A 22763-nucleotide genomic window follows, 5' to 3' on the forward strand; every position below is an offset into this window, starting at 1 on the left:
CTGGCAGGATGGGGAGGCATCGAGAAGTGCGCGGGACGTGCGCGAGCCGTGCAGCCGTGCCGCGAGCCGAGAGAGGGAATGACCGCCTGATGCCCACGAGCGAGCTCCTGCTGAAGGACGTCATCGAGATCAAGGAAGACGTCCATGCCGGCGACTTCAAGATCGAGCTCTCCCAGGGGTTCAGCGAGACCGACGCGCGGGTGGCCGAGTACGTGGTCACCGAGCAGCTCCAGAAGGCGTTCCGGGAGGCACTGGACCTTGTGGCGGGCTGTGTGCGGTCCGGCAATTCGGAGGCCGCCTACCTGCACGGCTCCTTCGGCTCCGGCAAGAGCCACTTCCTGACCGTGCTGCACGCCGTGCTCAACAACCATCCGTCCGTCCGTACCAAGCCCCGGCTGGTGGAGGTCGTGGCGCCGCACGACGAGTGGCTGCGGCGCAGCAGGTTCCTGATGGTGCCGTACCACCTCGTCGGCTCCGCCGACCTCGACTCCGCCCTGCTCGGCGGCTACGTGCACACGGTGCGCGAGTTGCACCCCGACAAGCCGCTGCCCCCCGTCTACCGGGCCGACGCGCTGCTCTCCGACGCCCGTACCCAGCGGGAGTTCCTCGGCGACGACGCCAAGTTCCTGCAGTGGCTCGGCAAGGGCGCCGCGGCCCTCACGCCGAGCGCGGCCGAGCCCGCGGAGGCCGACCCGGACGACATGCCGCCGATCGACGGCGAGGCCGCGGCGCTGCCCGCCGGGGCGTGGACCGGCGCCGACTTCGACCGGGCCTTCGCGGGCGCGCCCGACGACCCGTACCGCGAGCGGCTGGTCTCCGCCCTGCTCAGCGGTCCCATGGCCGCCTACGCGCAGGGCATGCGCGGTGAGGCCAGCGCCTTCCTGCCGCTGGAGAACGGCCTCAAGGTCATCTCCCGGCACGCCCAGTCTCTCGGCTACACCGGAGTCGTCCTCTTCCTCGACGAACTGGTCCTGTGGCTCCAGGCGAAGATGGGCAACCAGGACTTCGTGCGCGACCAGGTGCAGCGCCTGGTCAAACTCATCGAGTCGGGGGACAGCGGCCGGCCGGTGCCGATCGTGTCGTTCATCTCCCGCCAGCGCGACCTGTCGCAGCTGATCGGCTCGGACGTCGTCGGCGCCGACGTGACCAACCTCGAGCAGCAGATCGAGTACCTGGCCGAGCGGTTCAACGTCGTCGACCTCGAGGACAGCAACCTCGTCGAGATCATCAAGCACCGCGTGCTCGCTCCGAAGCCCGGCATGGAGTCGGTGCGCGACGACGCATTCAAGCTCGTCGAGTCGTCCAATGACGAGGTGCGGCAGATCCTCCTGGACGCGCAGGGCCGCACCGAGGCGTCCTGGGACGACTTCCGGGAGCTGTACCCGCTCTCCCCGGCGCTCCTCAACGTCCTCGTCGACCTCTCGGGCGCGCTCCAGCGTGAGCGCACCGGACTCAAACTCGTCCAGGAACTGCTGCGCCGCCGCCGTGACGACCTGAAGCTCGGCGAACTCATCCCGCTCGGCGACCTGTGGGACGTCATCGCCCACCGCTCCGGCGCCGCGTTCACCCCGCGGCTGCGCAAGGACGCGGAGACCGCCGACGACTTCCACGGGCGGGTGCGCGAGGAACTGCTGCGTAAGTACAAGACCCCCGACGACAAGCGGTTCCAGGCCGACGAGCGGCTCGTCAAGACCCTGCTGCTTTCCGCGCTCGCCCCCAACGTTCCCGCCCTGACCCGGCTCAACGGCACCCGGCTCGCCGCACTCAACCACGGCTCGATCCGCACCCGGGTCGGAGACGCCGGCTCCGTTGCCGCCAAGCGGCTGAAGGAACTGCAGATCTCCTTCGACAGCGAGCTGCGCAGCGAGGGGGACAAGACCGACCCCGTCTTCCACCTGCACCTCTCCGACATCGACGTCGAACCGCTCCTCGAAGAGGTGCAGGGCGTCGCCGACCAGCTCGGCTACCGACGGCAGTGGATCAAGGACCAGCTCTGGCGCGAGCTGGGCATCCAGGACACCCAGCCCTTCGTCTGCGAACGGGACATCGTCTGGCGCGGTACCAAGCGCACCGTCGAGTTCGTCTTCGGCAACGTGCGCGACGCCCGCTTGCCCGAGGAGGAGTTCGCACCCCAGCAGCCCGGAAACCTCCGCATCGTCTTCGACTACCCCTTCGACGACGGCGACCACGGCCCCATCGACGACCTCCAGCGCGTCAAACGGCTCCGAGGCGCGGGCCGCACCGAGCCCACGCTCGTCTGGCTGGCCGACTTCTTCTCCGACCAGACCTCCCGGCAGCTCGGCCGCCTGCTGAAGATCAACTATCTGCTGGAGCGCGACCGGCTCGAAGAGCACACCGCCACGCGCCCCGCCGACGAGCGGGCACAGATCCGCAACCAGCTCAAGGCGTCCCGCGACAACATCAGCGGCCACCTCACCGAGGTCCTGCTCCAGCTCTACGGGATCAACCGCGCCGAGCCGGAGAACGTCGGAGCCACCTTGCCCGACGGGGAGCACCTGGTGTCCCTGCTGCCGGGCTTCACCCGTACCCGCCCCGAGCCGTCGGTCGGCTTCGAGCAGAACCTCCTGCTGCTGGCCGACGGCATGTTCGCCGCCCGCTACCCCAAGCACCCCGACTTCGACCCGCGGCTGACCCGCAAGGCCATCACCGTGCGTGAACTCAAGACCACCATGGAGTGGATCGCCCGGGCGATGGAGGACGGCTCCCGGCGGGTCGTCGTGGACAGCACCCCGCTGCCCGTCGTCAGGAAGATCGTGCACGCACTCGGCCTCGGCGAGGTCCACGACGGACCGCTCAACGTCAGCAACGACTGGCGGCTGCGCATCAACAAGAAGGCCGCCGAGAACCCCGACACCGGCGACGACCTCGCCGTCGAGACGATCCGCGACTGGATCACCGAGCTCGGCTATGAGGGCCTCGACCGCAACGTGGGCAACCTGATCATCGCGACCTACGCGCTGCTCGACGACCGCACCTGGATCTACCAGACCCAGGCCGTGCCGCAGGCCCCCGAACTCGACCGCATAGTCCCCGGCTACGGCCTGCGGGCCGTCACCCTCCCCGACGAGGACACCTTCGCCGCCGCACTGCGACGCGCCGGATCGGTCTTCGGCAAGAGCGTGTCGCCGGTGCTCTTCGCCAGGAACGTCTCGCGGCTCGCCGCCCAGGTTCGCACCGTCGCCGAGGAGCACCGCACCGCCGTGGGGGAGACCCGGACACTGCTCCAGGACAACGCCGAACGACTCGGCCTGGAAGGACCCGGCGGCGTGGACGCGCCGCGGCTGAAGTCCACGAAGGCCGCCGCCGACCTGATCGCCCGCCTGCTGCGCACCACCGACGCCACCAGCCTCATCCGAGAACTCGCCGAAGCCGCCTACGAGGTGACGGATCGCCAGATCGGCGCGGCCCTCAAGCAGGCTCCCGAAGTGCTGCAGGTGCTGCGGGCCCAGCGCGACGGCCGCTGGTCCGACCTGGACATGGTCCGCGAACTCGCGGGCCGGGACGACGGCGTCGGCGACCGGGCGCAGCGGCTGCTGGACACCGTACGCCGGGCGGCCAACGCCCACGAGGAGGACGAATCGCTCGTCCCGGTGCTGGACTCTCTGCAGGAGTCGGCCGTGGCCCTCATGCGGGAAGCGACCCGGCTCGCCCAGGCGGCCCGGCCGGTCGAGCCCGTGCAGCCCGCCGAGCCGACCGCGGAGGACGTACGCCTCACCGAGCACGGCACACCCCCGGTGCCCGTCACCCCCGACACCGTCCCCGCCGAGCCGGACCGGGACCGCCCGGGTTCCGGACCGGCTCCGCGGGACCCGCGCGTGGGCTACGCGGCCCAGTCCGCCCGCCGCCCCGCCGCGTATGTCGTCGAACCCACCCGGCTGGAGACCACGCTCGCGGCCACCGTCGACGGAATCAGCGCCGACATCCGCCGCTTCCTCACCGCCCACCCCGGAGCCCGTGTTCAGGTCACCTGGCAGGTGATCGAGGAGGCCCACGGTGAGACCGGAGCGGCCGGCCAGGACGAGAAGGAGACCGAACGCTGATGGCGCTCCTGCCGCAGGTGGGACGGCGCACCGTCGAGGCGCTCCTGGACCGGCACGCCAAGAAGCTCGCCGAGCACAGCCTCATGCTGGTCCACGGACAGTACGCGGCCGGCTCGGCCACCACCTTCACCGCCGAGGTCGGTGAGCGGACCCGCCGCGTCACGGTGCGCGACGAATCCTCCGTCCTCGGCGTCCTGGCCGCCTGGCACAGCCATCGCGACGAGGCCGCACCCGGCGACCTGCTGGTGGTCACCACAGGACTCGACGACGACCAGCTCGGCTGGGACGTGCGCGGGCACGCGGTGCACCGGCGCACCCTCAACGTCGAGAAGGCCGAGATCGTGACGCAGCGGTTCGGGGCCACCGGACTCGACGTGCGCATGTACCGCGAGGACTGGCTGCTCCAGGCCCTCGTCGACGCCGAACCCGCCGGGCGGGGATGGCCGCGCACCGCGGGCACGCTCACCCGGGACGCCGCACTGCGCGCCCTGGTCGTCGAACGCCTCGGACTCGACCACCCGGACATCTCGCCCCACGCCCCGGCGGAAGCCGCCGTGGACGCGGACGTGCTGCTCGCCTGGTCGCGCACCCCCGCCAGGCCGCGGCGTTTCGCCGAACTCGGCGACACCGAACGGGCGGAGCTGAAGAAGTGGCTTGGCGAGGTCGCCGGACCCGCCGTACCCGTCCTGCTCGCCCTCGCCGAGATCGGACGGGGACACGACGCGATGGCGCTCGGCCTGCTCGGCGCCGCGCTGCGCGACCCCGCCGCCGACCCCGACGTTGCCCTCGCCGTCGGCGGTCTGTTCGGCAAGGCCGGACCGCGACGGGGCGAGATCGGCGCCTTCACCGACGCGGTGGAGGGCACCCTCCTGCGCTGGATAGGGGAGGCCGCGGGTTCGGTCGACGCGCGCCACAAGGTGTTCGCCGTGTTGCAGCGCGCCGACGACCTGGCCAGGGACGCCGGTCTCACCGCAGGACTCAACGGCAGCCGTTTCCTCCTGTCCAGCTTCGCCGCCCAGCTCGCCGCCGTCGTCGAGGGTGCCCACAGGTCCCCCGCGCAAGGCGAGAGCGCCCTGGCCGAGCTCACCGGACACGCCCTGGCCGGACTCTTCCCCGACCGGGTGCGCGTCGCCGAGATGGCCGTGCGTCTCGCACGGTGGCTGCGTCAGGGGCCGCCCGCCGTCACATCCGTGGCCACGGGCGTGCGCGACCACGTCGCCGAGTGGGGGTGGGTCGACCGGGCGCTGTCCGTTCTCTGGGCCGGTGACCCCGGCGGTGACCCCTCCGTCGCACGGAGTCTGCGAGACCTCTACGAGGACGGACGGGCCCAGCGCGAACGGCTCGACGGGCAGTTCGCCCGGCACCTGGCCGGCTGGGCCCCGAACGCCACCGCCCAGCAACCGGGCGGCTGCCTGGTCGTCGAGAACGTCCTCGACACCGTCGTCCGCCCTCTGACCACGGGCGGAGCACCTCTGGTGATCGTGCTCGACGGAATGAGCAGCGCCGTGGCCGCGCAACTGGGTGAGGAGGCCGAACGGGAAGGTTGGCAAGAGATCGTGCCCCGACCCGGCGAAGGCGGACGGCGCACCCGCCTCGCAGCCGTCTCCATGCTGCCCTCGATCACCCGCACGAGCCGCGCGTCGCTACTCAGCGGCACGGCCGCCCAAGGAGGACAGTCCACCGAGGCCTCCGGGTTCGCGGCCTTCTGGAAGAAGCGGCGCAAGGACGCGGCCCTCTTCCACAAGGCGTCGATAGGGGGAGACGCGGGCCACTTCCTCGCCCAGGAACTCACCTCCGCGCTCGCCTCCGACGCGGTGGTCGGCGTCGTCCTCAACACCATCGACGACGCGCTCGACTCCGGTCAGCAGGGGCAGCGCACCGTGTGGTCCCTCGGCGACATCACCTACCTGCGGGAACTGCTGGCCGCCGCCCGCAGCTACGCACGTCCCGTCGTCCTCGTCTCCGACCACGGACACGTCATCGACCGCGGCCGAGGCAGAGTCACTCCGGCTGCGGACGGTGGAGGGTCGGCGCGCTGGCGGCCCGACACCGACGCCGGTGACGGCGAGGTCGTGCTGAGCGGACCGCGCGTCCTCGAAGGCGGCGGCACCGTCACCGTTCCCTGGCACGAGGACATCCGGTACGCCGCCCGCCGGGCCGGCTACCACGGCGGGGCCTCCCTCGCCGAGGTCACCGTGCCGGTCCTCGTCCTCCTCCCCTCGAAGGAACTCGCTCCGCGCGACTGGGAGCCGCTGCCCCGCGAACAGGCCGCGCCCTCCTGGTGGAAGGCCACCGCCGCGACACGCGCCGAGATGCCGGAAGCCCGGGCGGAGAGCGCCGCGCAGCCGGTGCGCAGACCGGCGAAGCCGGCACGCCGGCAGGACGAGGAACTGTTCGGCACCGACGACGTGGTGATGCCCGACGCGGCACCGGCGACCACGCCCGCTCCCGCGACCCTCGGCGGGCGCGTGGTGACGAGTGAGGTGTACGAGGCGCAGAAGGAGTACGTGCGCAAGGCCCCGGAAGGCAAGGTCGTCGCCGCCGTCATCGACGCCCTCGCCGCCGCCGGGGGCACCATGTCGCCCGCCGCCCTGGCAGCGGCCATCTCGGCGACCGGCCGGGTGCGGCGCAACATCGAGGGCTTCGTCGCCACCGTGCAGCGCCTGCTCAACGTCGAGGGGTACCCGGTACTCGGTTTCGTCGACGCCGGTCACGCGGTCAAACTCGACGTCGCCCTGCTCCGCGACCAGTTCCTGGCGGACGAAGCGAGGACCGGGTCGCCGAGGAAGGAGACGTCATGAGCGCGGTGGCCCCGGCCAGCCCCGTACGGATGCGGGAGGTCGTGGACGCGCTGCGGCGCGGCACCGTACCGCAGGCCGGGCTGGACCTGCTCGCCGTCGGCCTGGACCGGTTCGAGACCGCCCTCGACGACGACCTGGCGGCAACGGCACGGGGCGGAGCGGCGTTCCACGCCATCCGCGGCGAGTACGGCTCCGGGAAGACGTTCTTCGCGCGCTGGCTCGCCGAACGCGCCAAACGTGCCGGACTGGCCACGGCGGAAGTCCAGATCTCCGAGACCGAGACCCCGCTGCACCGACTGGAGACGGTCTACCGCAGGCTCACCGAGCGCCTGACGACCGCCACCCACCAGCCCAGCGCACTGCGCGCGGTCGTTGACTCGTGGTTCTACACCCTGGAGGAAGAGGTCCTCGACGCCGGGGAGACGGACGAGGAGGACGAGGCGGCGCTCGCTGCGGCCGTCGACGCGCTCATGGAGCGCAGACTCGCCGACGTCGCCAGGACCACCCCCGCCTTCGCCGCCGCACTGCGCGGCTACCGCCGGGCGGTGATGGCGGGAGACGGGGCGACGGCGGAAGCGCTCATCGCCTGGCTCGGCGGCCAGAAGTCGGTCGCGGCCTCCGCCCGCCGCAGCGCAGGCGTCCGGGGAGACCTCGACCACTTCGCGGCCCTCGGCTTCCTGCAAGGGCTGCTCACCGTACTGCGCGACTGCGGCCACCCGGGCCTCCTCCTCGTCCTCGACGAGATCGAGACCCTGCAACGGGTACGGGGTGATGTCCGGGAGAAGGGCCTCAACGCTCTGAGGCAGCTGCTGGACGAGATCGACGCGGGCCGGTTCCCGGGACTCTTCCTCGTCATCACGGGGACCCCGGCGTTCTACGAGGGACAACAGGGCGCGCAGCGGCTGCCTCCGCTCGCGCAGCGACTGGCCACCGACTTCACGACCGACCCGCGCTTCGACTCCCCGCGCGCCGTCCAGCTCCGGCTCTCGGGGTTCGACCTGCCCCAGCTCGGTGAACTCGGCCGTACCGTGCGCGACCTGTACGCCCTGATCGCCCGCAACCCTGAGCGGGTGGCCGAGCGGGTCGACGACGCGTACCTGACGGAGCTGGCCGGAGCCGTCACCGGTGGACTCGGCGGCAAGGTCGGCGTAGCGCCCCGCGTGTTCCTGCGCAAGCTGGTGGCCGACGTCCTCGACCGCGTCGACGAGTTCAAGGACTTCGCCCCCCGCGCGCACTACGCGCTCACCATCAGCTCGTCCGAACTCACCGAGACCGAGCGTAACGCGGCCGCGTCCGGTGACGCCGGCGCCGTCGAACTGGAGTTGCCGTGAGCGCCGGGGACCTGGACCCGGCGCTCCTCCACCACGTCGTCAACACCCTGGGATGGCGGAGCCTGCGTCCACTCCAGGAAGCAGCCGTCACCCCCCTGGTCTGCGGGGACGACGCCGTCCTGCTCGCTCCCACCGCGGGCGGCAAGACCGAGGCGGCCGCCTTCCCCCTGCTGACCCGGATGACGGGGGAGCGGTGGAGCGGTACGTCCGTCCTCTACGTCTGCCCGCTGAAGGCCCTGCTCAACAACCTGCTGCCGCGGTGGGAAACCTACACCTCATGGCTGGGCCGCACCGCGGCCCTGTGGCACGGGGACACCACGGCCGGTGCCCGCAAACGGATCCTCGCCGCACGTCCCGACGTCCTGCTCACCACGCCGGAATCACTCGAAGCGATGCTGGTGAGCGCCAACGTCGACCACACCTCGTTCTTCTCGGGGCTGCGGGCCGTCGTGGTGGACGAGGTGCACGCCTTCGCCGGTGACGACCGGGGATGGCACCTCCTCGCCGTACTGGAACGACTGCAACGGGTCGTGGGCCGACCGGTGCAACGCGTCGGCCTCTCGGCGACCGTCGGCAATCCCGACGCACTGCTCACCTGGCTGCAGGGCTCAGGCGCGAGCAAGCGGCCGGGGCAGGTGGTCGCCCCCCACCTCGACGGGTCCCCGCCCACGGCACCCGCGGTCACGTCTCCCCCCGCAGCAACCGGTGGATCGGCCGCCGTCCCGCCGGGAGACGTCCAACTCGACTACGTCGGCTCGCTCGACAACGCGGCCACCGTCATCGCCGCACTGCACCGTGGCGAGAAGCGCCTCGTCTTCTGCGAGTCACGGCGATACGTGGAGGAACTCGGGGAGAAGCTCCTGGCGAAGGGCGTCACCACCTTCCTCTCGCACGCCTCGCTCTCCCTCGACGAGCGCCGGCGTGCCGAGGCGGCCTTCGCCGAGGCCCGGGACTGCGTGATCGTCTCCACCAGCACGCTGGAACTCGGCATCGACGTCGGCGACCTGGACCGGGTCATCCAGATCGACGCCCCCACCTCGGTGGCCTCCTTCCTCCAACGGCTCGGCCGTTCCGGACGCCGCGAGGGCACCGCACGCAACTGCCTGTTCCTCGCCCTGGACGAGGAAGGCCTGCTGGGAGCGGCCGGACTGCTGCTCAAGTGGTCGCAAGGATGGGTGGAGCCCGTCGTGGCACCACCGGAGCCCCGGCACATCGTTGCCCAGCAACTCCTCGCCCTGTGCCTGCAGGAGAACCGTGTCGGCGAGCACCTGTGGCAGGAATGGTGGAACGGACTCGGCCCCTTCGGCGCGTCGGCCGAGCCGATCGTGCGCCACCTCGTCGACCAGGGGTACCTGGACCGGGACGGCGGCATGCTCTTCATCGGCCCGGAGGCGGAACGGCGCTTCGGACAACGCCACTTCATGAACCTCACTGCCGTGTTCACCGCGCCCCCGCAGTTCACCGTCCTCCAAGGGCGTACGGAAATTGGCCGGACCGACCCCAGCCTCCTCACCGAACGGGTCGACGGCCCGCGCCGGCTTCTGCTGGCTGGCCGGAGCTGGCAGGTGACCTACATCGACTGGCGGCGCAAGCGCTGCTTCGTCGAACCCGTCGACGGGGGAGGCAAGGCCAAATGGAGCAGCCCCGGATTCGGTTCGGCGGGCTCCTACGAGCTCACCCGCGCGGAACGGCAAGTACTGCTGGGTGAGGACCCTCCCGTGAAGATGACGGGGCGGGCGACCAGCGCCCTGCGGCGGGCCCGTGAGGAGTACCTGGAGCGGGTGCACCCCGGAGGCACCTTGATCATTCAGGACACGGGGGGACAGACGCGCTGGTGGACCTGGGCGGGCCACCGTGCGAACGCCACACTCGCCGCGACCCTCGACACGGTCGCCGTGCCGGGGCAGTACGTCAACGACCGTTGGATCCGACTGCGCGAGGACGTCACCGTGCACATCTGGAGTGATGTGAAGAGGGACGCGACCGACCGGTTGTGTCTGCCGGATGTCGACGAACGCGCGGTACATGGCCTGAAGTTCGGCGATGCCCTCCCCCCACGCCTGGCCGAGGCCACACTGTCAGCCCGGCTGGCCGACACGGAGTCCGCGGCCGCCGTGCTCACGGAACCGGTGCGCTTCGTCCGGCGCGAACGGTGACGGCACCCGGTTTTCGGGCTGAGCGAGGAGAGACAGCGACAGCAGATGGACGGACCGAGCGTACGAGAATCGGGCATCGAACACGTCGCTGTCGCAGATCCGGAACAATGAACCGACGATGACCTCGCAGACTTCCCAGGCTTCCCGCCCCCACAGCGCCACGTCCGCTGAGGTCCGTCCCGAAGCACACGGCAGGCTCAGCACCAGCCGCCGCCGCGTTGCCGGGCACAACTACTTGTGCCAGTTGTCATCAGATGGGCATGACATCGATGCGCCGGAGGATGAAATCTCGGCGCACAATTGCTGCAGGACGTCGTCCGCCCGCGCTGAGCTTTGTTCCTTTTGCCGCTCTGACGCCGTCGTGGTAGTACGGAAGAGAGCTGCCGAAGTGGTGGTCGGCGAGTGCGGAGGAACAGGTGGTTCCCTGACGGTCGACGTTTTGAGTGTTCGTTTGGGGGGTTCCATCTCAGTGTTGGTGTGATACAGCGTGGTTTTTTCCTGCGCACTACTACGATGCGCCTTGCTGTCTGCACACGGAATGAGGTGTGCTCATGAGTTCTGTCAGTGAGACGCGGAGGCACAGTCCGCCGGGCCCTCGACCGGCTGGAGTGTGGGGACGACTGTGGTTCCGGGCGACCTGGCCATTGGTGGCTATGTGGCGTAGAGCACGCAACTGGTGGTTGCTGAAAAGGGGCGAGCGGCGGGCGCGTCATTGGTGGCGACCTCGTACGTGGCTGGAGAATGCGGCATACATTGCGCTTTCGGTGGCGTACATAGCGGTACTCGTGTACGGCTTCACCGGGCCGGAGAGCGACAACCCATTGAGTAGTTGGCAAGGCGTGCTGACCGCCCTCGGTCTGTCGTCCACGGCCGTCGTGGCGGCTGTGTGGTTCATCTTCGGACGCTTCAAGCGGGTCCGTGGCTACTACCTGCGCAAGGCCAAACGCTGCCCTGCCGAACTGGTGAAACCAGGCACTATCATCGGTAACGTGGTGGGGCGCGATCAGCTGTGCGACGCCTTGATGAATGACCTCCATGACCGTGCTCAGCGCCGCCCCCACGTCATTGTTGGCACCATTGGCGTCGGAAAGACGGCTCTGCTGGTGCGTCTCACGCAGCGTCTCGCCCATAAGGGAATCACTCCAGTCGTGCTGCAATTGCGCGACGTTGAAGATCGGCTTAACTTTTCGGAGCTTGCCAAGAATAAGTTCTGTGAGGAGGTACTGGAAAAAGTCTCATCCTCTGCTGAGGCGGAGAGGGTATGGCAGCGACTGCGCTTCAGCCAGGACCGAGTGGTCGTCATGGCGGATGGTCTTGAGGACGCCCTGAAAGGTGCCGGCGACCGCGACAACAAGATTCGGCAGGCCATCAACGATGCCAAGGAGGCCAAACTGCCCTTGGTCGTTACGTCTCGACCGCAAAAGTCGCTTGAGGCAATTAATGCCGCTCAGACGGTTCTCGAGCCGCTGAGCGAGGAGGCGGCGCTTGGGTACGTCGCCGAAGGAAGCAACTGGCGATCCAACAAGCAACGCATGGACTGGGTGGTTGAGGCGGCTGAGATCGCCGAATCCCCCCTCTACCTCACCATCGCCAAAGACCTTGAGCGTCTTGGCAGGCTCGAATCGATCGTGGGCGGAGGGGAGGACGAGCAGTGTGATCCGCGCGACCAGGACGCCTGGGCACTTCGCTTCGACCTGTTGGAAGCTTGGGTCGGCGCGCTCCGCGACGGTGCCCTGTTCCCCGAGCAGCCCATTTCTGCCAGGGGCCGCTCCACGACTGTCGAATACCTGTCGGCCCTTGCATGTGCCGCGCTGCACACCAACTCGACGTACGTCCGCTACGACGTGCTGAAGAAACAACCCGAATCCGCCGAGAGCGGCAAGAAAAAGGAGTCCGAGAATGCTCGTCTGGTCGCAGGTACGTTGCGAGATCGACTAAGGGAGCAATTGAAACTTCCTGGAAACCTTTCAGGCGCCGAGCAGGGCGCGGACGGAAGTATGGACGAGCGTCTGGCGGGAAGTTGGGGCAGCCGTCTAGGGCTGGTGGAGGAGCTCGAGCATGGAGTCAGGTTCCATCACAGCGTTCTGCAGGCCTACCTTGCATCCCGCTATATGGACGTACTGGTGCGTTATTCGGCGGCAAAAAGCTCGCCTCACAAGGAGATGGTGGCCCTCGCAGCGCTGACTCCCGGGTTGAGTATTGGGTTTGACGCCTCGGACCTGATCACCAGGCAGGTCAGGGACGCCTATTTCAAGGAGGCTCTGCGACGCCCGGGGCGAGAACTCGCCATGGCTCTCATTTTCTACTCTCGGTCGCCTGAGGCGCTTTCAGGATGCAGGGGCGAAAATTGCAGCGTCAAACCTGCCCTTGACGTTGACTGCCCCGTCGGCGCCATCCGGGACGAGCTTCTCGAAGCCGCGCGGAATGCATTGAATGGGGGATCGGAATCAGTCGCCTCCGCAGAGGGCGAAGACTTGGCAGGTGGCGATCCTGAGCAGGACCCGAAGATCAGGGCTCTGGAGCTGTACTCTGCGGCGCTGGACGTCGACAGTTTCCATCATAGGCCACAACACCGGGAGATCGTCCAGGAGATTCGCGATGGCTGGGGAAAACTGCAGGCATACAACGACCGGAAGCTCGACCCGCCGAAGAAGGCCCTGATCAAGCGGATCGGGGCAACCGGAAAATTGCTGAGCAGTCGCCGGGCCCTAGCACTTCCGGAGGTTCGAAAAGTAGAAGGCGAGAGCGCTTACGACCGGTTGTTCGAGATCGCCGGTGAAGAGCCCTCCCACAGCGTGCGGTTCGCCATCGCTCAGGCGATCGGTGAAGGTGGCGACGACGCCTTCGGCGATCTAGCACACGTCCTCTCTCCCGCAGCGGTCGGGGCTCCCGTGTCCTCCGTCTCCTACGATCGATCCGTGTTCGCGTTCACGCAAGAAGTCACCAACGACGTCTTCAATGCGATCACCCAGAGCCTGGTTACGGCGGAGGAAGGCGACTGGGACCTCGAAAGCGGGCTCCTTAGGTTGCGAGATGCCGACGGCCCGCCGTCCGCACCGGGTACCACGCGGACAGAGCGACTGCTGCGCAAAAACCGCAAGGGCATCCTCGACAAGCATCGACAGGAAGAAGAAGTCAAGGAGCAAGAGGAGCGGGAGGATGAGGAGAAACAACGCCGAAAGGACGTCATGCAGGCGTGGCTCGCCCCGATGCTGGTCCACTCCTGCTCGTTCACCCCGCACCGGAGCACTCCGTACGAACAGCTCGCCCAATGGGTGGAGTTGATACGGAGCGATGGTGACCGGGTCGATCTGGAGCTGCAGGTCGCGCTCGCGCAGGGGTTCCGGCAGGCCGCGAACCATCGCACACCTCCTTCACAACCCGACAGGGCACGCAACTTCCTCAACGAGCAAGCGTGGGAGATGCTCAAGCACACCAACTACTGGTTTGCTCGTCTGGCTTTGGTCCACGCGCTGACCTTGTGGGCTCTTCCCGATGACGTCACGCAGGGGCAGCCCCGTCTCGGGCATGGCGCCAGCCCGGCCAAACAAGTGCGCCAGTGGCTGAAACAGACGAACGATCCCAAGGTCAAGCGCAAGCTGCGCCATGAGCATCCGCTGGTCGAAGCGGCGGGCAAGATGGCACGCCAAGCCCTGCAGACGCGACGCCCGGACCGCTTCCTGTGGATCGACGAGGCCGGGATGGCTTCACAGATCGGGTCCGGAACCAGCTCACCGCAAGAATCGCGGGTACATAATTTGTGGATTCCGCCGTCCAGGGGTTGGAGCACGCTCGACCCGAGCGCTCAGCAATTGCTCGCCGACGTACTGGTCCTACTAATTCTCACCGAACATCGGGGCGACAGGCCGACGAAAGCTTCCTTGCGCCTGCAGCACGCGTACTCCGACGCGCAGAAAGTGCTTCCCCCATGTATGACCAAGGACCGTACCCCGCTCAGCCCGATGCAGGCGCTTGTCGGGGAGACCCCGCGCTCCCTGCCCGGCTCCAACTGCGTCGACGGTTGTTTCTTCGAGTTCTGCCCTTACCCCCCTAAAGGGCCCCAATGCCGCACTGAACTGAACGAACTGTTCTGCATCCACCAGCACGCGATGCTCAAGAAAGCACAGTTCCAGGCATGGCGCTGGCTCAGGTTCCACCGACGTGCGCCGTGGCAACGAAAGACGTCGGTGGCGAACCTGCGCCGTTTCTGGGACGAGATGGGGGCTCGCGCGCGAAACCGTGCACTGAAGGAGGCGTCGTCCGAAAGCTCACGGCGGTGAGCGAGCCGGTTAAGTCTCACCCGTGGCCGAAAACGGAGACGCCGTCAGGAGCGAGCTCCACCACGAAGTGGGGACGCTGAGGGTGAGCGGGGGCAGGCTGCCGCCGGTCGGGATCCGGGCATCCCGCGGAAGCCGTCCGCGGCGCGGCAGCGCAGGCAACGGCTGGTGCCCGACTCCCTCGGCACCAGACGCCTGCTGCGGGACGAACTGCGGCTCGGCGCCTTCACGTCGACCGGGGCGACGCGCAGGTGACGGCCGAGTGGGAAACCGGCACCGCCCCCAGGGGTACGCGCTCGCTGCCCCCTTCGGGGTCGGCGCCGAGCCGATGTGGAAACTCACCCAGGACGCCGCGCTCGATCTGTGGCCCTGACAGGAGGTGAGTCCTCCTGCCAGGGCGGTGGGCGAACCAGAGGACCCACGAATGTACGAACGTACGCTCGCGCCTATAGGGTCCCCGCATGACTGTTGACGTACTGCGGCAGCCCACCCGGGCCGACCGGCGGGCCCGTGCGGCCGTGGCGGTGCTGTTCCTCACCAACGGCGCCTTGTTCGCCAACCTGCTGCCGCGCTACCCGCAGATCAAGGACGACCTCGGCATCGGCAACGCCGTCTACGGACTGGCCGTCGCGGCGTTCCCCGCGGGTGCCGTCGTGGCCGGTCCGGCGGCGGGGGTGCTGGCCCGCCGGCTGGGGTCCGCGCGTGTCGCCGTGCTCGGCACGCTGCTGACGGGCGCGGGCACACTGGCCGCCGGCCTGGCCCGGCTCGGTGGCCCTGTTCGCGGCGGCGCTGTTCCTCGTGGGGGCCATGGACGCGGTCACGGACGTCGCGCAGAACGCCCACGGTCTGCGGGTGCAGCGGCGCTACGGACGCAGCAGCTCACGATCGTCTCCTGGCTGATGCGCCTGGGCTTCCTGTGCTCCCCGCCCCTCGTCGGACTGGTCGCCGACACGGCCGGCCTGCGCGTGGGCCTGCTCGTGGTGCCGCCGGCCGGACCGCTCGTCATCCCGCCGGCCCGGCCCCGGGGACCCGGGGACCCTGAGTGCCCCGCTACTTCGTCGCCCCCTGTGCGAACCCGTTGTAGATGTAGCGCTGCAGGAACAGGAAGACCACCAGGGTCGGGACGATCACCAGGACGGCTCCGGCGGAGATGTTCTCCCAGTGCGCGCCGAAGGGTCCCTTGAAGCGGAACAGGGCCGTGGACATGGTGCCGAGTTCCTCCGAGGGCATGTAGAGGAACGGGATGTAGAAGTCGTTGTACGTCGTGATGCCTTTGATGATCACCACCGTCGCGATCGCCGGCTTCAGCAGCGGAAAGATGATCTTCCGGTAGATGGTGAAGGCGTTGGCGCCGTCCAGCCGCGCGGCCTCGTCCAGTGACGTGGGGATGCCCCTGACGAACTGGAGGAAGATGTAGATCGACACGATGTCGGTGCCCATGTAGAGCAGGATCGGCGCCCAGCGGGTGTCGAACAGGCCGAATCCGTTGACCACCTGGAAGGTGGCGACCTGGGTGGTGACACCGGGCACCAGGGTGGCGACCAGGAACCCCGCCATGACGAGCTTCTTGAAGCGGAAGTCGAAGCGGTCGATGGCGTAGGCCGTCATCGAGCCGATGATCACGGTACCCGTGATGGAGAACAGCAGGATGAAGGCCGTGTTGCCGAAGGCGGTCAGCAGGTGGCCGTCGTGGAAGGCCGTGGCGTAGTTGGAGAAGTTGAGCCAGTCGTCCGGCAGGGCCAGTGCGCCCCGGCCGTCCTGGATCTCCCCGTAGGACTTCAGTGAGGTCAGGAAGACCACGGCGAGCGGAAGCAGCACGACGAGCGAGGCCACGGCCAGCGAGAGATACGTCAGCGTGGTGGCGATTCCGGGCCGCCGGCGTGAGGGGGTACGGGCGGGTGCGGTGAGGGTCATACGAGATCAACCTTCTCGTCGGGCACGAGGCGGCGCTGGATCCAGGTGATCACCAGGATGATCGCCAGCAGCACCACGGCGCAGGCCGAGGCCAGACCGGTCTTGTTGAACTGGAAGGCGAACTTGACCGTCTGGATCACGAAGGTCGACGTTCCCGTCGCGCCGCCGGTCATGATGTACGGGATCTCGAACACGGAGAGGGAGCCGGAGATCGCCAGGATGACGCTGAGGCTCAGCACCGGGCGGATGCTCGGCGCGATGATGTGCTTGAACTGCTTCCAGCGGCTCGCGCCGTCGAGCTGGGCCGCCTCGTAGAGCTCGCCGGGGATCGACTGGATCGCGCCGAGGAACAGCACGAAGTTCAGGCCGGTGAAGCGCCATACGGAGACGCCGGCCAGCGAGGTGTTCGCCGAATCGGGGCTGCCGAGCCAGGCGTGATCGGTACTCACCCCGAACCAGCTCAGTACCGAGTCGAGGGTGCCGCCGTCCTGGAAGAAGTAGAGGAAGACGAAGCCGATCGCCACCCCGTTGATCAGGTACGGGAAGAACAGGATGCCTTTGAACAGGTTCCTGAAGCGCAGGTCGAAGCTGAGCACCGTGGCGAAGTACAGGGCGACGGCGATCTGAACGACCGACGCGGCCAGGTAGTAGAGGCTCACCCCGAAGACCCGGAAGATCTCCGGCCGGGTGAGGAGCTCCGTGTAGTTCTCGGTGCCGACGAAGTTCCGGTCGGGGCTGATGCCGTCCCAGTCGGTGAGGCTGTAGAACAGCATGTTGCCCACGGGCACGTACGTGAACGTGATCAACAAGGTCAGGGGGGCCACCAGGAACAGCCAGGGCGTGAGCCGGCGCAGGGGTTGCTGCCGCCAGGAGCGCCCGCTCGGGGCGGCACTGTGCCGGGGGCGGCGGCCCGGGGGCGGGCCGTCCTTGGTGACCGGATCGGGCGGTGCTGCGGTGGAAGCGGTTCGGGTCATGGGAGGCCGGGGCCTTTCGTCATCCGCTGGGCGCTGGGAAGTGTGCCGGGTCCCGGCCGGTGGACCGCACGCGGGCCGGGACCCGGCGTCGGCCGGGTCAGGAACCGGCCGTCCGCCTCGCCTCGGACCAGCGCTTGTTCAGTTCGCCGAAGTAGTCCTGGAGCGAGCCCTCCTGGGCGCCCCGAGCGATGTCGACGAGCTTGCGGCGATAGTCCTGCGCGTTGATGCCGATCTCCGAGGCGTCGTCGATCGCGTTGACCTCCGCCGTCTTCCTCTCGGAACGCTCCACCAACTTGACATCGTTGTCAGCGTATTCCCTCAGGGTCTTCGGCAGGGGCTCCTTCAGGAGTGCGGAGACCACACCCTCCTTCGCCGAGTAGCCGGACTTCTCGGTGAACCAGTCGATCCAGGCCCGGGCCGCGCCCTTGTTGTCCGAATGGATGTTGACGGCCTGCTGGTAGTCGGAGACCAGAGTGGCGCAGAACTGGCCGTTCTTCTGGAACGGGACCGGCATGAAGCCGATGTCGTCGGGGTTCCGGCCCGCCTTCTCGGCGGCGGCCCGCATCTGGCTGACCGACCAGTTGCCGAGCAGCATGCTGCCGACCTCGCCCTTGGCCAGGAGGGTCTTGGAGCTCTCCCAGTTGGTGGTGGTCGGGTCCTTCTCGGAGAGCTCGCGGTCGACGATGTCGTGGAGCAGGGTGTCCAGCATGTGGAGGTCGGTGGCCTTGCCCCAGGGTTCGTCCATGGCGGCGAGCTTGTCGGAGGCCTGGGTGTCGCAGCTGACCGAGCCGACGCCGTTGGTCCACTGGTCGCCCAGCGGCCAGCCGTCCTTGAAGTTCGTGTAGTAGGGGGTGGCGCCGGTCTCGTCCCTGATCTTCTCCAGGTCGTCGAGGAACTGCTCGGGGGTCGTCGGCCAGTCGATGATCCCGGCCTTCTTCCACAGGGGCTTGTTGTAGACGAAGCCGTTGGCCGTGCCGAAGGTGGCGATGCCGTACACCTTGCCGTCGACGTCGGTCCGGTCGGTGAAGCGGTAGGTGTCCTTCATGGTGCCGGTGCTGCCCAGTGGTGCGAAGAACGTGGGGTAGTCGCCCTTGGAGACGGACGACGGGATCAGCAGGACGTCGCCGTAGTTCTCCGTGTTCATGCGGATCTTCACCTCCCCCTCGTAGTCGGTGATGCCCTCGAACTCGACCTTGACATCGGGGTAGGTCTTGTTGAACTCCGCGGCGTACTTCTTCATGGTCCCGTCCTGCACCAGATCGGTGCGGTTGGTCAGAACCGTGATGTCCCCCGAGACGCTGTCCGGGTTGACCGGTGCGACGGCCGTCTCGTTCGGGTCCGCGTTCCCGCTGCCTCCGCTGCACCCTGCGACGGTCAGCATCGCGGTGGCCAGCAGAGCGGCGCTCAGCGCTTTCTTCCCCATGGGCCCAACTCCTCCATTGGATTACGGCTCGGGCTGCGGTGGTTGTCGGCGACTATGTCAGCCGCGAGTGAACCGGTAAAGCTGAGCGGCTCGTCGAGATGCTCAATCGTTACATGGCTCGGAGGGAATACTCCCCTTAGATGTGCTTCACCTGGGCTTTCTTGTGGATTTCTCGTTGCGATGGTCGGGACTAGACCGGTTCAGCTCTCTGGCGTTAGGTTGAGCTGCGCTGCACACGAAAACAGGCCCGTCCCGCCGAAGGAGCCGCACATGAAGGAAGCCGTCCAGCTCACCGAGGGCTGGAGCCTCGACCACGACGGGAACCCGCTTCCCGCCCGGGTTCCGGGCTGCGTCCACACCGATCTGCTCGCGGCCGGCCTGATCCCTGATCCCTTCCTCGGGCTCAACGAGTCCGAGGTGGCCTGGGTGGGCCGCCGCGCCTGGACCTACACCCGGCACGTGGACCCCGCCGAGACGGCAGCGGGGCACCATGAGCGCACCGACCTCGTCTTCGACGGCCTGGACACCGCCGCCGTGATCACATTCGGCGGCCACGAGATCGGCCGGACCCGGAACATGCACCGGCGCCACCGCTTCGACGTCACCGGGCGGAGCGGTCTGCTGCGCGTCGCCTTCGGGTCCGCCTACGACGAGGCCGAAGCGGTCCGCGCCCTGACCGGGGAGCGCCCGAACGTCTATCCCGAGCCGTTCCAGTACATCCGCAAGATGGCGTGCAGCTTCGGCTGGGACTGGGGGCCGACGCTGGTCACGGCGGGCATGTGGCGCCCGGTCCGGCTGGAGCGCTGGTCGACGGCCCGCCTGGCAGAGGTGCGTCCCCTGGTGACGGTCCGCGGCGGCGCGGGGCGCGTCGAGGTGCACATCGACGTCGAGCGCACCGGCCGGGGCGCGGACCGCCGCCTCGAAGTGAGCGCCCGGGTCGGCGGCGTGCAGGCCCGCGGCGCGGTGGACGGGAGCCGGGCCGTCCTGACCCTCGACGTGCCGGATCCCGACCTGTGGTGGCCGCGCGGGTACGGCGAGCAGCCCTTGTACGACCTGGACGTGACGCTGACGGACCTGGGCGCCGGAGGCCGCCCGCTCGACTCCTGGTCGCGCCGGATCGGGTTCCGGGACGTGACACTGGACCGCTCCGCCGACGAACACGGCACGGGCTTCACCTTCGTGGTCAACGGCGTACCCGTCTTCGCCCGCGGGGTGAACTGGATCCCCGACGACGTCCTTCCCTCCCGCGTCACCCCCGGCCGCTACCGCACGCGGCTGCAGCAGGCCGCCGACGCCGGCGTCGACCTGGTGCGGATCTGGGGTGGTGGCATCTACGAGGACGACGCCTTCTACGACATCTGTGACGAGCTGGGCCTCATGGTCTGGCAGGACTTCCTCTTCGCCTGCGCCGCCTATCCCGAGGAGCAGCCGCTGCGCGGCGAGGTGGAGGCCGAGGCGCGCGACAACGTTGTCCGGCTGATGCCGCACCCCAGCCTCGTGCTGTGGAACGGCAACAACGAGAACCTGTGGGGCTTTCGCGACTGGGACTGGGAGCGCGCCCTGGCGGGCGACTCGTGGGGCGGGGGGTACTACCTGGACCTGTTGCCGCGCGTCGTGGCCGAACTCGACCCCACCCGCGCCTACACGGCAGGAAGCCCCTGGTCCGGCTCCTGGGACCACCACCCCAACGACCCCGCGCACGGCACCCACCATTCCTGGGAGGTGTGGAACCGCCGTGACTACGCCGAGTACCGCGACTCGGTGCCGCGCTTCGTGGCGGAGTTCGGCTGGCAGGCGCCGCCCGCGGTGGCGACCCTCCGGCGGGCGCTGCCGGGGGAGCGCCTCGGCCCGGAATCGCCCGGCATGCTGCACCACCAGAAGGCCGAGGACGGCAACGGAAAGCTGAACCGGGGTATCGCCCGGCACTTTCCGCTCCCCGGGAACGACTTCGACCGCTGGCACTACCTCGCCCAGGTCGTGCAGGCGCGCGCGGTCGCCGCCGGGATCGAGCACTGGCGGTCGCACTGGCCGGTGTGCGCCGGCACCGTGGTCTGGCAGCTCAACGACTGCTGGCCGGTCAGTTCCTGGTCCGCCGTGGACGGCGACGGGCGCCTCAAGCCGCTGTACCACGAGCTGCGCCGGGTCTACGCCGACCGTCTGCTGACCCTCCGGCCCGGGGCCGACGCTCCGGTGCTCGCCGTGGTCAACCAGTCCGCCGAGCCGTGGCCCGTCACCGTGACGCTGCGGCGCATGCGGGCCGACGGCACCATGATGGCGGAAGAGGTGCTCGACCTGACCGTTCCCGCACGCCAGGTGCACCGGCAGACCGTGCCCGGCGGCCTGGCCCCGGACGCGCGGTCCGCCGAGGAGTACCTCGTCGCGGACGCGTGGGGGTCCCCCCGCCCGAGCGGAGCCGGGAGTGGGGGAGGTCTGCGCGCCGTGCACTTCCCGCTCGCCGACAAGGACTTCGCCTACCCGGCCCCGCAGTACGACGTCGTCGTGGAGACCCCCGTCGGCGGCGGCTCGGGTGAGGGTAGTGTCGAGGTCGTGGTCACTGCGCACACCCTGGTACGGGACCTCCTCCTCCAAGCCGACCGGCTCGGGCCGGACGCGGTCTGCGACTCCGGACTGCGCACCCTGCTGCCGGGCGAGCGAGCCCGTCTCCGGGTGAGGGGAGCCGCCGAAACCGGTGCCAACGCCGTGCGCGCCGCCCTCTTCTGCGTGGAACCGTCGTGAGCGCACCGCCGGAACGCGTCACCATCAAGGACGTCGCCGCGGCCGCCGGCGTGTCCAAGGGCGCGGTGTCGCTGGCGTTCAACCACAAGCCGGGAGTGTCCGAGGCCACCCGGGACCGCATCTTCGCGGCGGCCCGGCAGCTGGGCTGGGCTCCGAACTCCTCCGCGCGCAACCTGTCCCGTAAATCGGCCGACGCCATCGGGCTGGCCGTCTGCCGGCCGGCCCGGCTGCTGGGGCTGGAGCCCTTCTACATGGAGTTCATCTCCGGCATCGAGAGCGTGCTCGTCGAACACGACTGCTCTCTGCTGCTGCGCCTGGTGGGCTCACTGGACGAGGAGATCCAGCTCCAGCAGCGCTGGTGGAGGGAGCGCCAGGTGGGCGGCTCGATCCTCGTCGACTTCCACCGGCGGGACCCGCGGGTGGAGCCGCTGCGGAAGCTCGGACTGCCGGCCGTGGGCGTGGGCCACCCGGATCTCACCGGCGGCTTCCCGTCGTTGTGGACCGACGACGCCACCGCCGTGGCCGAGGCCGTGCGCTATCTGGCGGCCCTCGGCCACCGGCGGATCGCCCGCGTGGGTGGGCCCACCGGCCTGGGGCACAGCGCCATCCGCGCGGACGCCTTCGAGCGGACGATGCGGGAACTCGGCCTGAGCGGCGGCCGGCACGTCGAGACGGGATTCTCGGGGGACGAGGGGGCCCGGGCGACCCGGATGCTGCTCCTGGCGACGGACCGTCCCACGGCGATCGTCTACGACAACGACATCATGGCCGTCGCCGGACTGGGCGTGGCCACCGAGATGGGTGTCTCCGTGCCGGACGATCTGTCCCTGCTGGCCTGGGACGACTCCCAGCTGTGCCGGCTGACGCATCCGACCCTGACGGCGATGAGCCACGACGTGCACGGATTCGGCGCCGAGGCGGCACGGGTCCTCTTCGACGTGATCGCGGGCAAGGAGGTCGCCTCCCGGCCGGTGTCGACCCCCTCGCTGGTACCGCGGGGGTCGACCGCGCCTCCACGCCGGTAGGACCCGACGGGGACGAGGAGGGGCGTGGCTCGGTTCCGAGCCGCGCCCCTTGCGTTCGCCCGCGC

Annotated in this window: 10 protein-coding genes and 1 pseudogene; 8 read left to right on the top strand and 3 right to left on the bottom strand. The window is 69.0% G+C overall.

Translation table 11 applies throughout. The annotated features are described in order from the left end of the window. Positions 1-89 precede the first annotated feature (89 nt). The 6 genes and pseudogenes from BU52_RS07635 to BU52_RS33325 form a co-directional block, all read left to right on the top strand. Positions 90-4061: a hypothetical protein gene (locus BU52_RS07635; protein ID WP_037930213.1), complete on the top strand. Its 3972-nt coding sequence runs from the start codon at positions 90-92 to the stop codon at positions 4059-4061. Further along, the gene (gene pglZ, locus BU52_RS07640; protein WP_037930216.1) at positions 4061-6862 is read left to right on the top strand and encodes a BREX-2 system phosphatase PglZ; all 2802 of its coding nucleotides are present in this window, start codon (positions 4061-4063) and stop codon (positions 6860-6862) included. The genes BU52_RS07635 and pglZ overlap by 1 nt, the downstream gene beginning before the upstream one ends. After that, positions 6859-8193: a BREX system ATP-binding protein BrxD gene (brxD, locus tag BU52_RS07645; protein ID WP_037930218.1), complete on the top strand. Its 1335-nt coding sequence runs from the start codon at positions 6859-6861 to the stop codon at positions 8191-8193. The genes pglZ and brxD overlap by 4 nt, the downstream gene beginning before the upstream one ends. Further along, complete coding sequence (locus BU52_RS07650; RefSeq protein ID WP_037930220.1) at positions 8190-10349, top strand: DEAD/DEAH box helicase; 2160 nt, start codon at positions 8190-8192, stop codon at positions 10347-10349. Before brxD ends, BU52_RS07650 begins: the two co-directional genes overlap by 4 nt. A 785-nt stretch (positions 10350-11134) precedes the next feature. Beyond that, complete coding sequence (locus tag BU52_RS07655; RefSeq protein WP_167343505.1) at positions 11135-14629, top strand: NACHT domain-containing protein; 3495 nt, start codon at positions 11135-11137, stop codon at positions 14627-14629. A 458-nt stretch (positions 14630-15087) separates the two neighbouring features. After that, positions 15088-15502 (top strand): annotated as a pseudogene (locus BU52_RS33325) (MFS transporter); the annotation flags it as partial. Positions 15503-15676: 174 nt separating this feature from the next. Here the strand turns inward: BU52_RS33325 and BU52_RS07670 are convergent. From BU52_RS07670 to BU52_RS07680, 3 genes are all read right to left on the bottom strand, one after another. Continuing rightward, positions 15677-16540 (bottom strand): carbohydrate ABC transporter permease, encoded by an 864-nt coding sequence (locus tag BU52_RS07670; RefSeq protein ID WP_051858014.1) that lies wholly within the window; start codon positions 16538-16540, stop codon positions 15677-15679. After that, positions 16537-17514, bottom strand: coding sequence for a carbohydrate ABC transporter permease (locus tag BU52_RS07675; protein ID WP_037930225.1), 978 nt, complete (start codon positions 17512-17514; stop codon positions 16537-16539). The genes BU52_RS07670 and BU52_RS07675 overlap by 4 nt, the downstream gene beginning before the upstream one ends. Positions 17515-17611: 97 nt before the next feature. Then, positions 17612-18937: an ABC transporter substrate-binding protein gene (locus BU52_RS07680; protein ID WP_037930228.1), complete on the bottom strand. Its 1326-nt coding sequence runs from the start codon at positions 18935-18937 to the stop codon at positions 17612-17614. 270 nt (positions 18938-19207) lie between these two features. Here BU52_RS07680 and BU52_RS07685 point away from each other — a divergent pair, with 270 nt between their 5' ends. Both BU52_RS07685 and BU52_RS07690 read left to right on the top strand, forming a co-directional pair. Further along, positions 19208-21673 (top strand): glycoside hydrolase family 2 protein, encoded by a 2466-nt coding sequence (locus BU52_RS07685; protein WP_037930231.1) that lies wholly within the window; start codon positions 19208-19210, stop codon positions 21671-21673. Next, positions 21670-22698, top strand: a complete 1029-nt coding sequence (locus tag BU52_RS07690) for a LacI family DNA-binding transcriptional regulator (RefSeq protein WP_037930234.1) — start codon at positions 21670-21672, stop codon at positions 22696-22698. The genes BU52_RS07685 and BU52_RS07690 overlap by 4 nt, the downstream gene beginning before the upstream one ends. Positions 22699-22763: the final 65 nt, after the last annotated feature.

The organism is Streptomyces toyocaensis, from assembly GCF_000725125.1.
Lineage (GTDB): Bacteria > Actinomycetota > Actinomycetes > Streptomycetales > Streptomycetaceae > Streptomyces > Streptomyces toyocaensis.

Excerpts from the sequence above, each read along its gene's own strand:
- BU52_RS07635 (WP_037930213.1), top strand. The coding sequence starts at position 90 with ATGCCCACGAGCGAGCTCCTGCTGAAGGACGTCATCGAGATCAAGGAA.
- pglZ (WP_037930216.1), top strand. The coding sequence starts at position 4,061 with ATGGCGCTCCTGCCGCAGGTGGGACGGCGCACCGTCGAGGCGCTCCTG.
- brxD (WP_037930218.1), top strand. The coding sequence starts at position 6,859 with ATGAGCGCGGTGGCCCCGGCCAGCCCCGTACGGATGCGGGAGGTCGTG.
- BU52_RS07670 (WP_051858014.1), bottom strand. The coding sequence starts at position 16,540 with ATGACCCTCACCGCACCCGCCCGTACCCCCTCACGCCGGCGGCCCGGA.
- BU52_RS07675 (WP_037930225.1), bottom strand. The coding sequence starts at position 17,514 with ATGACCCGAACCGCTTCCACCGCAGCACCGCCCGATCCGGTCACCAAG.
- BU52_RS07680 (WP_037930228.1), bottom strand. The coding sequence starts at position 18,937 with ATGGGGAAGAAAGCGCTGAGCGCCGCTCTGCTGGCCACCGCGATGCTG.
- BU52_RS07685 (WP_037930231.1), top strand. The coding sequence starts at position 19,208 with ATGAAGGAAGCCGTCCAGCTCACCGAGGGCTGGAGCCTCGACCACGAC.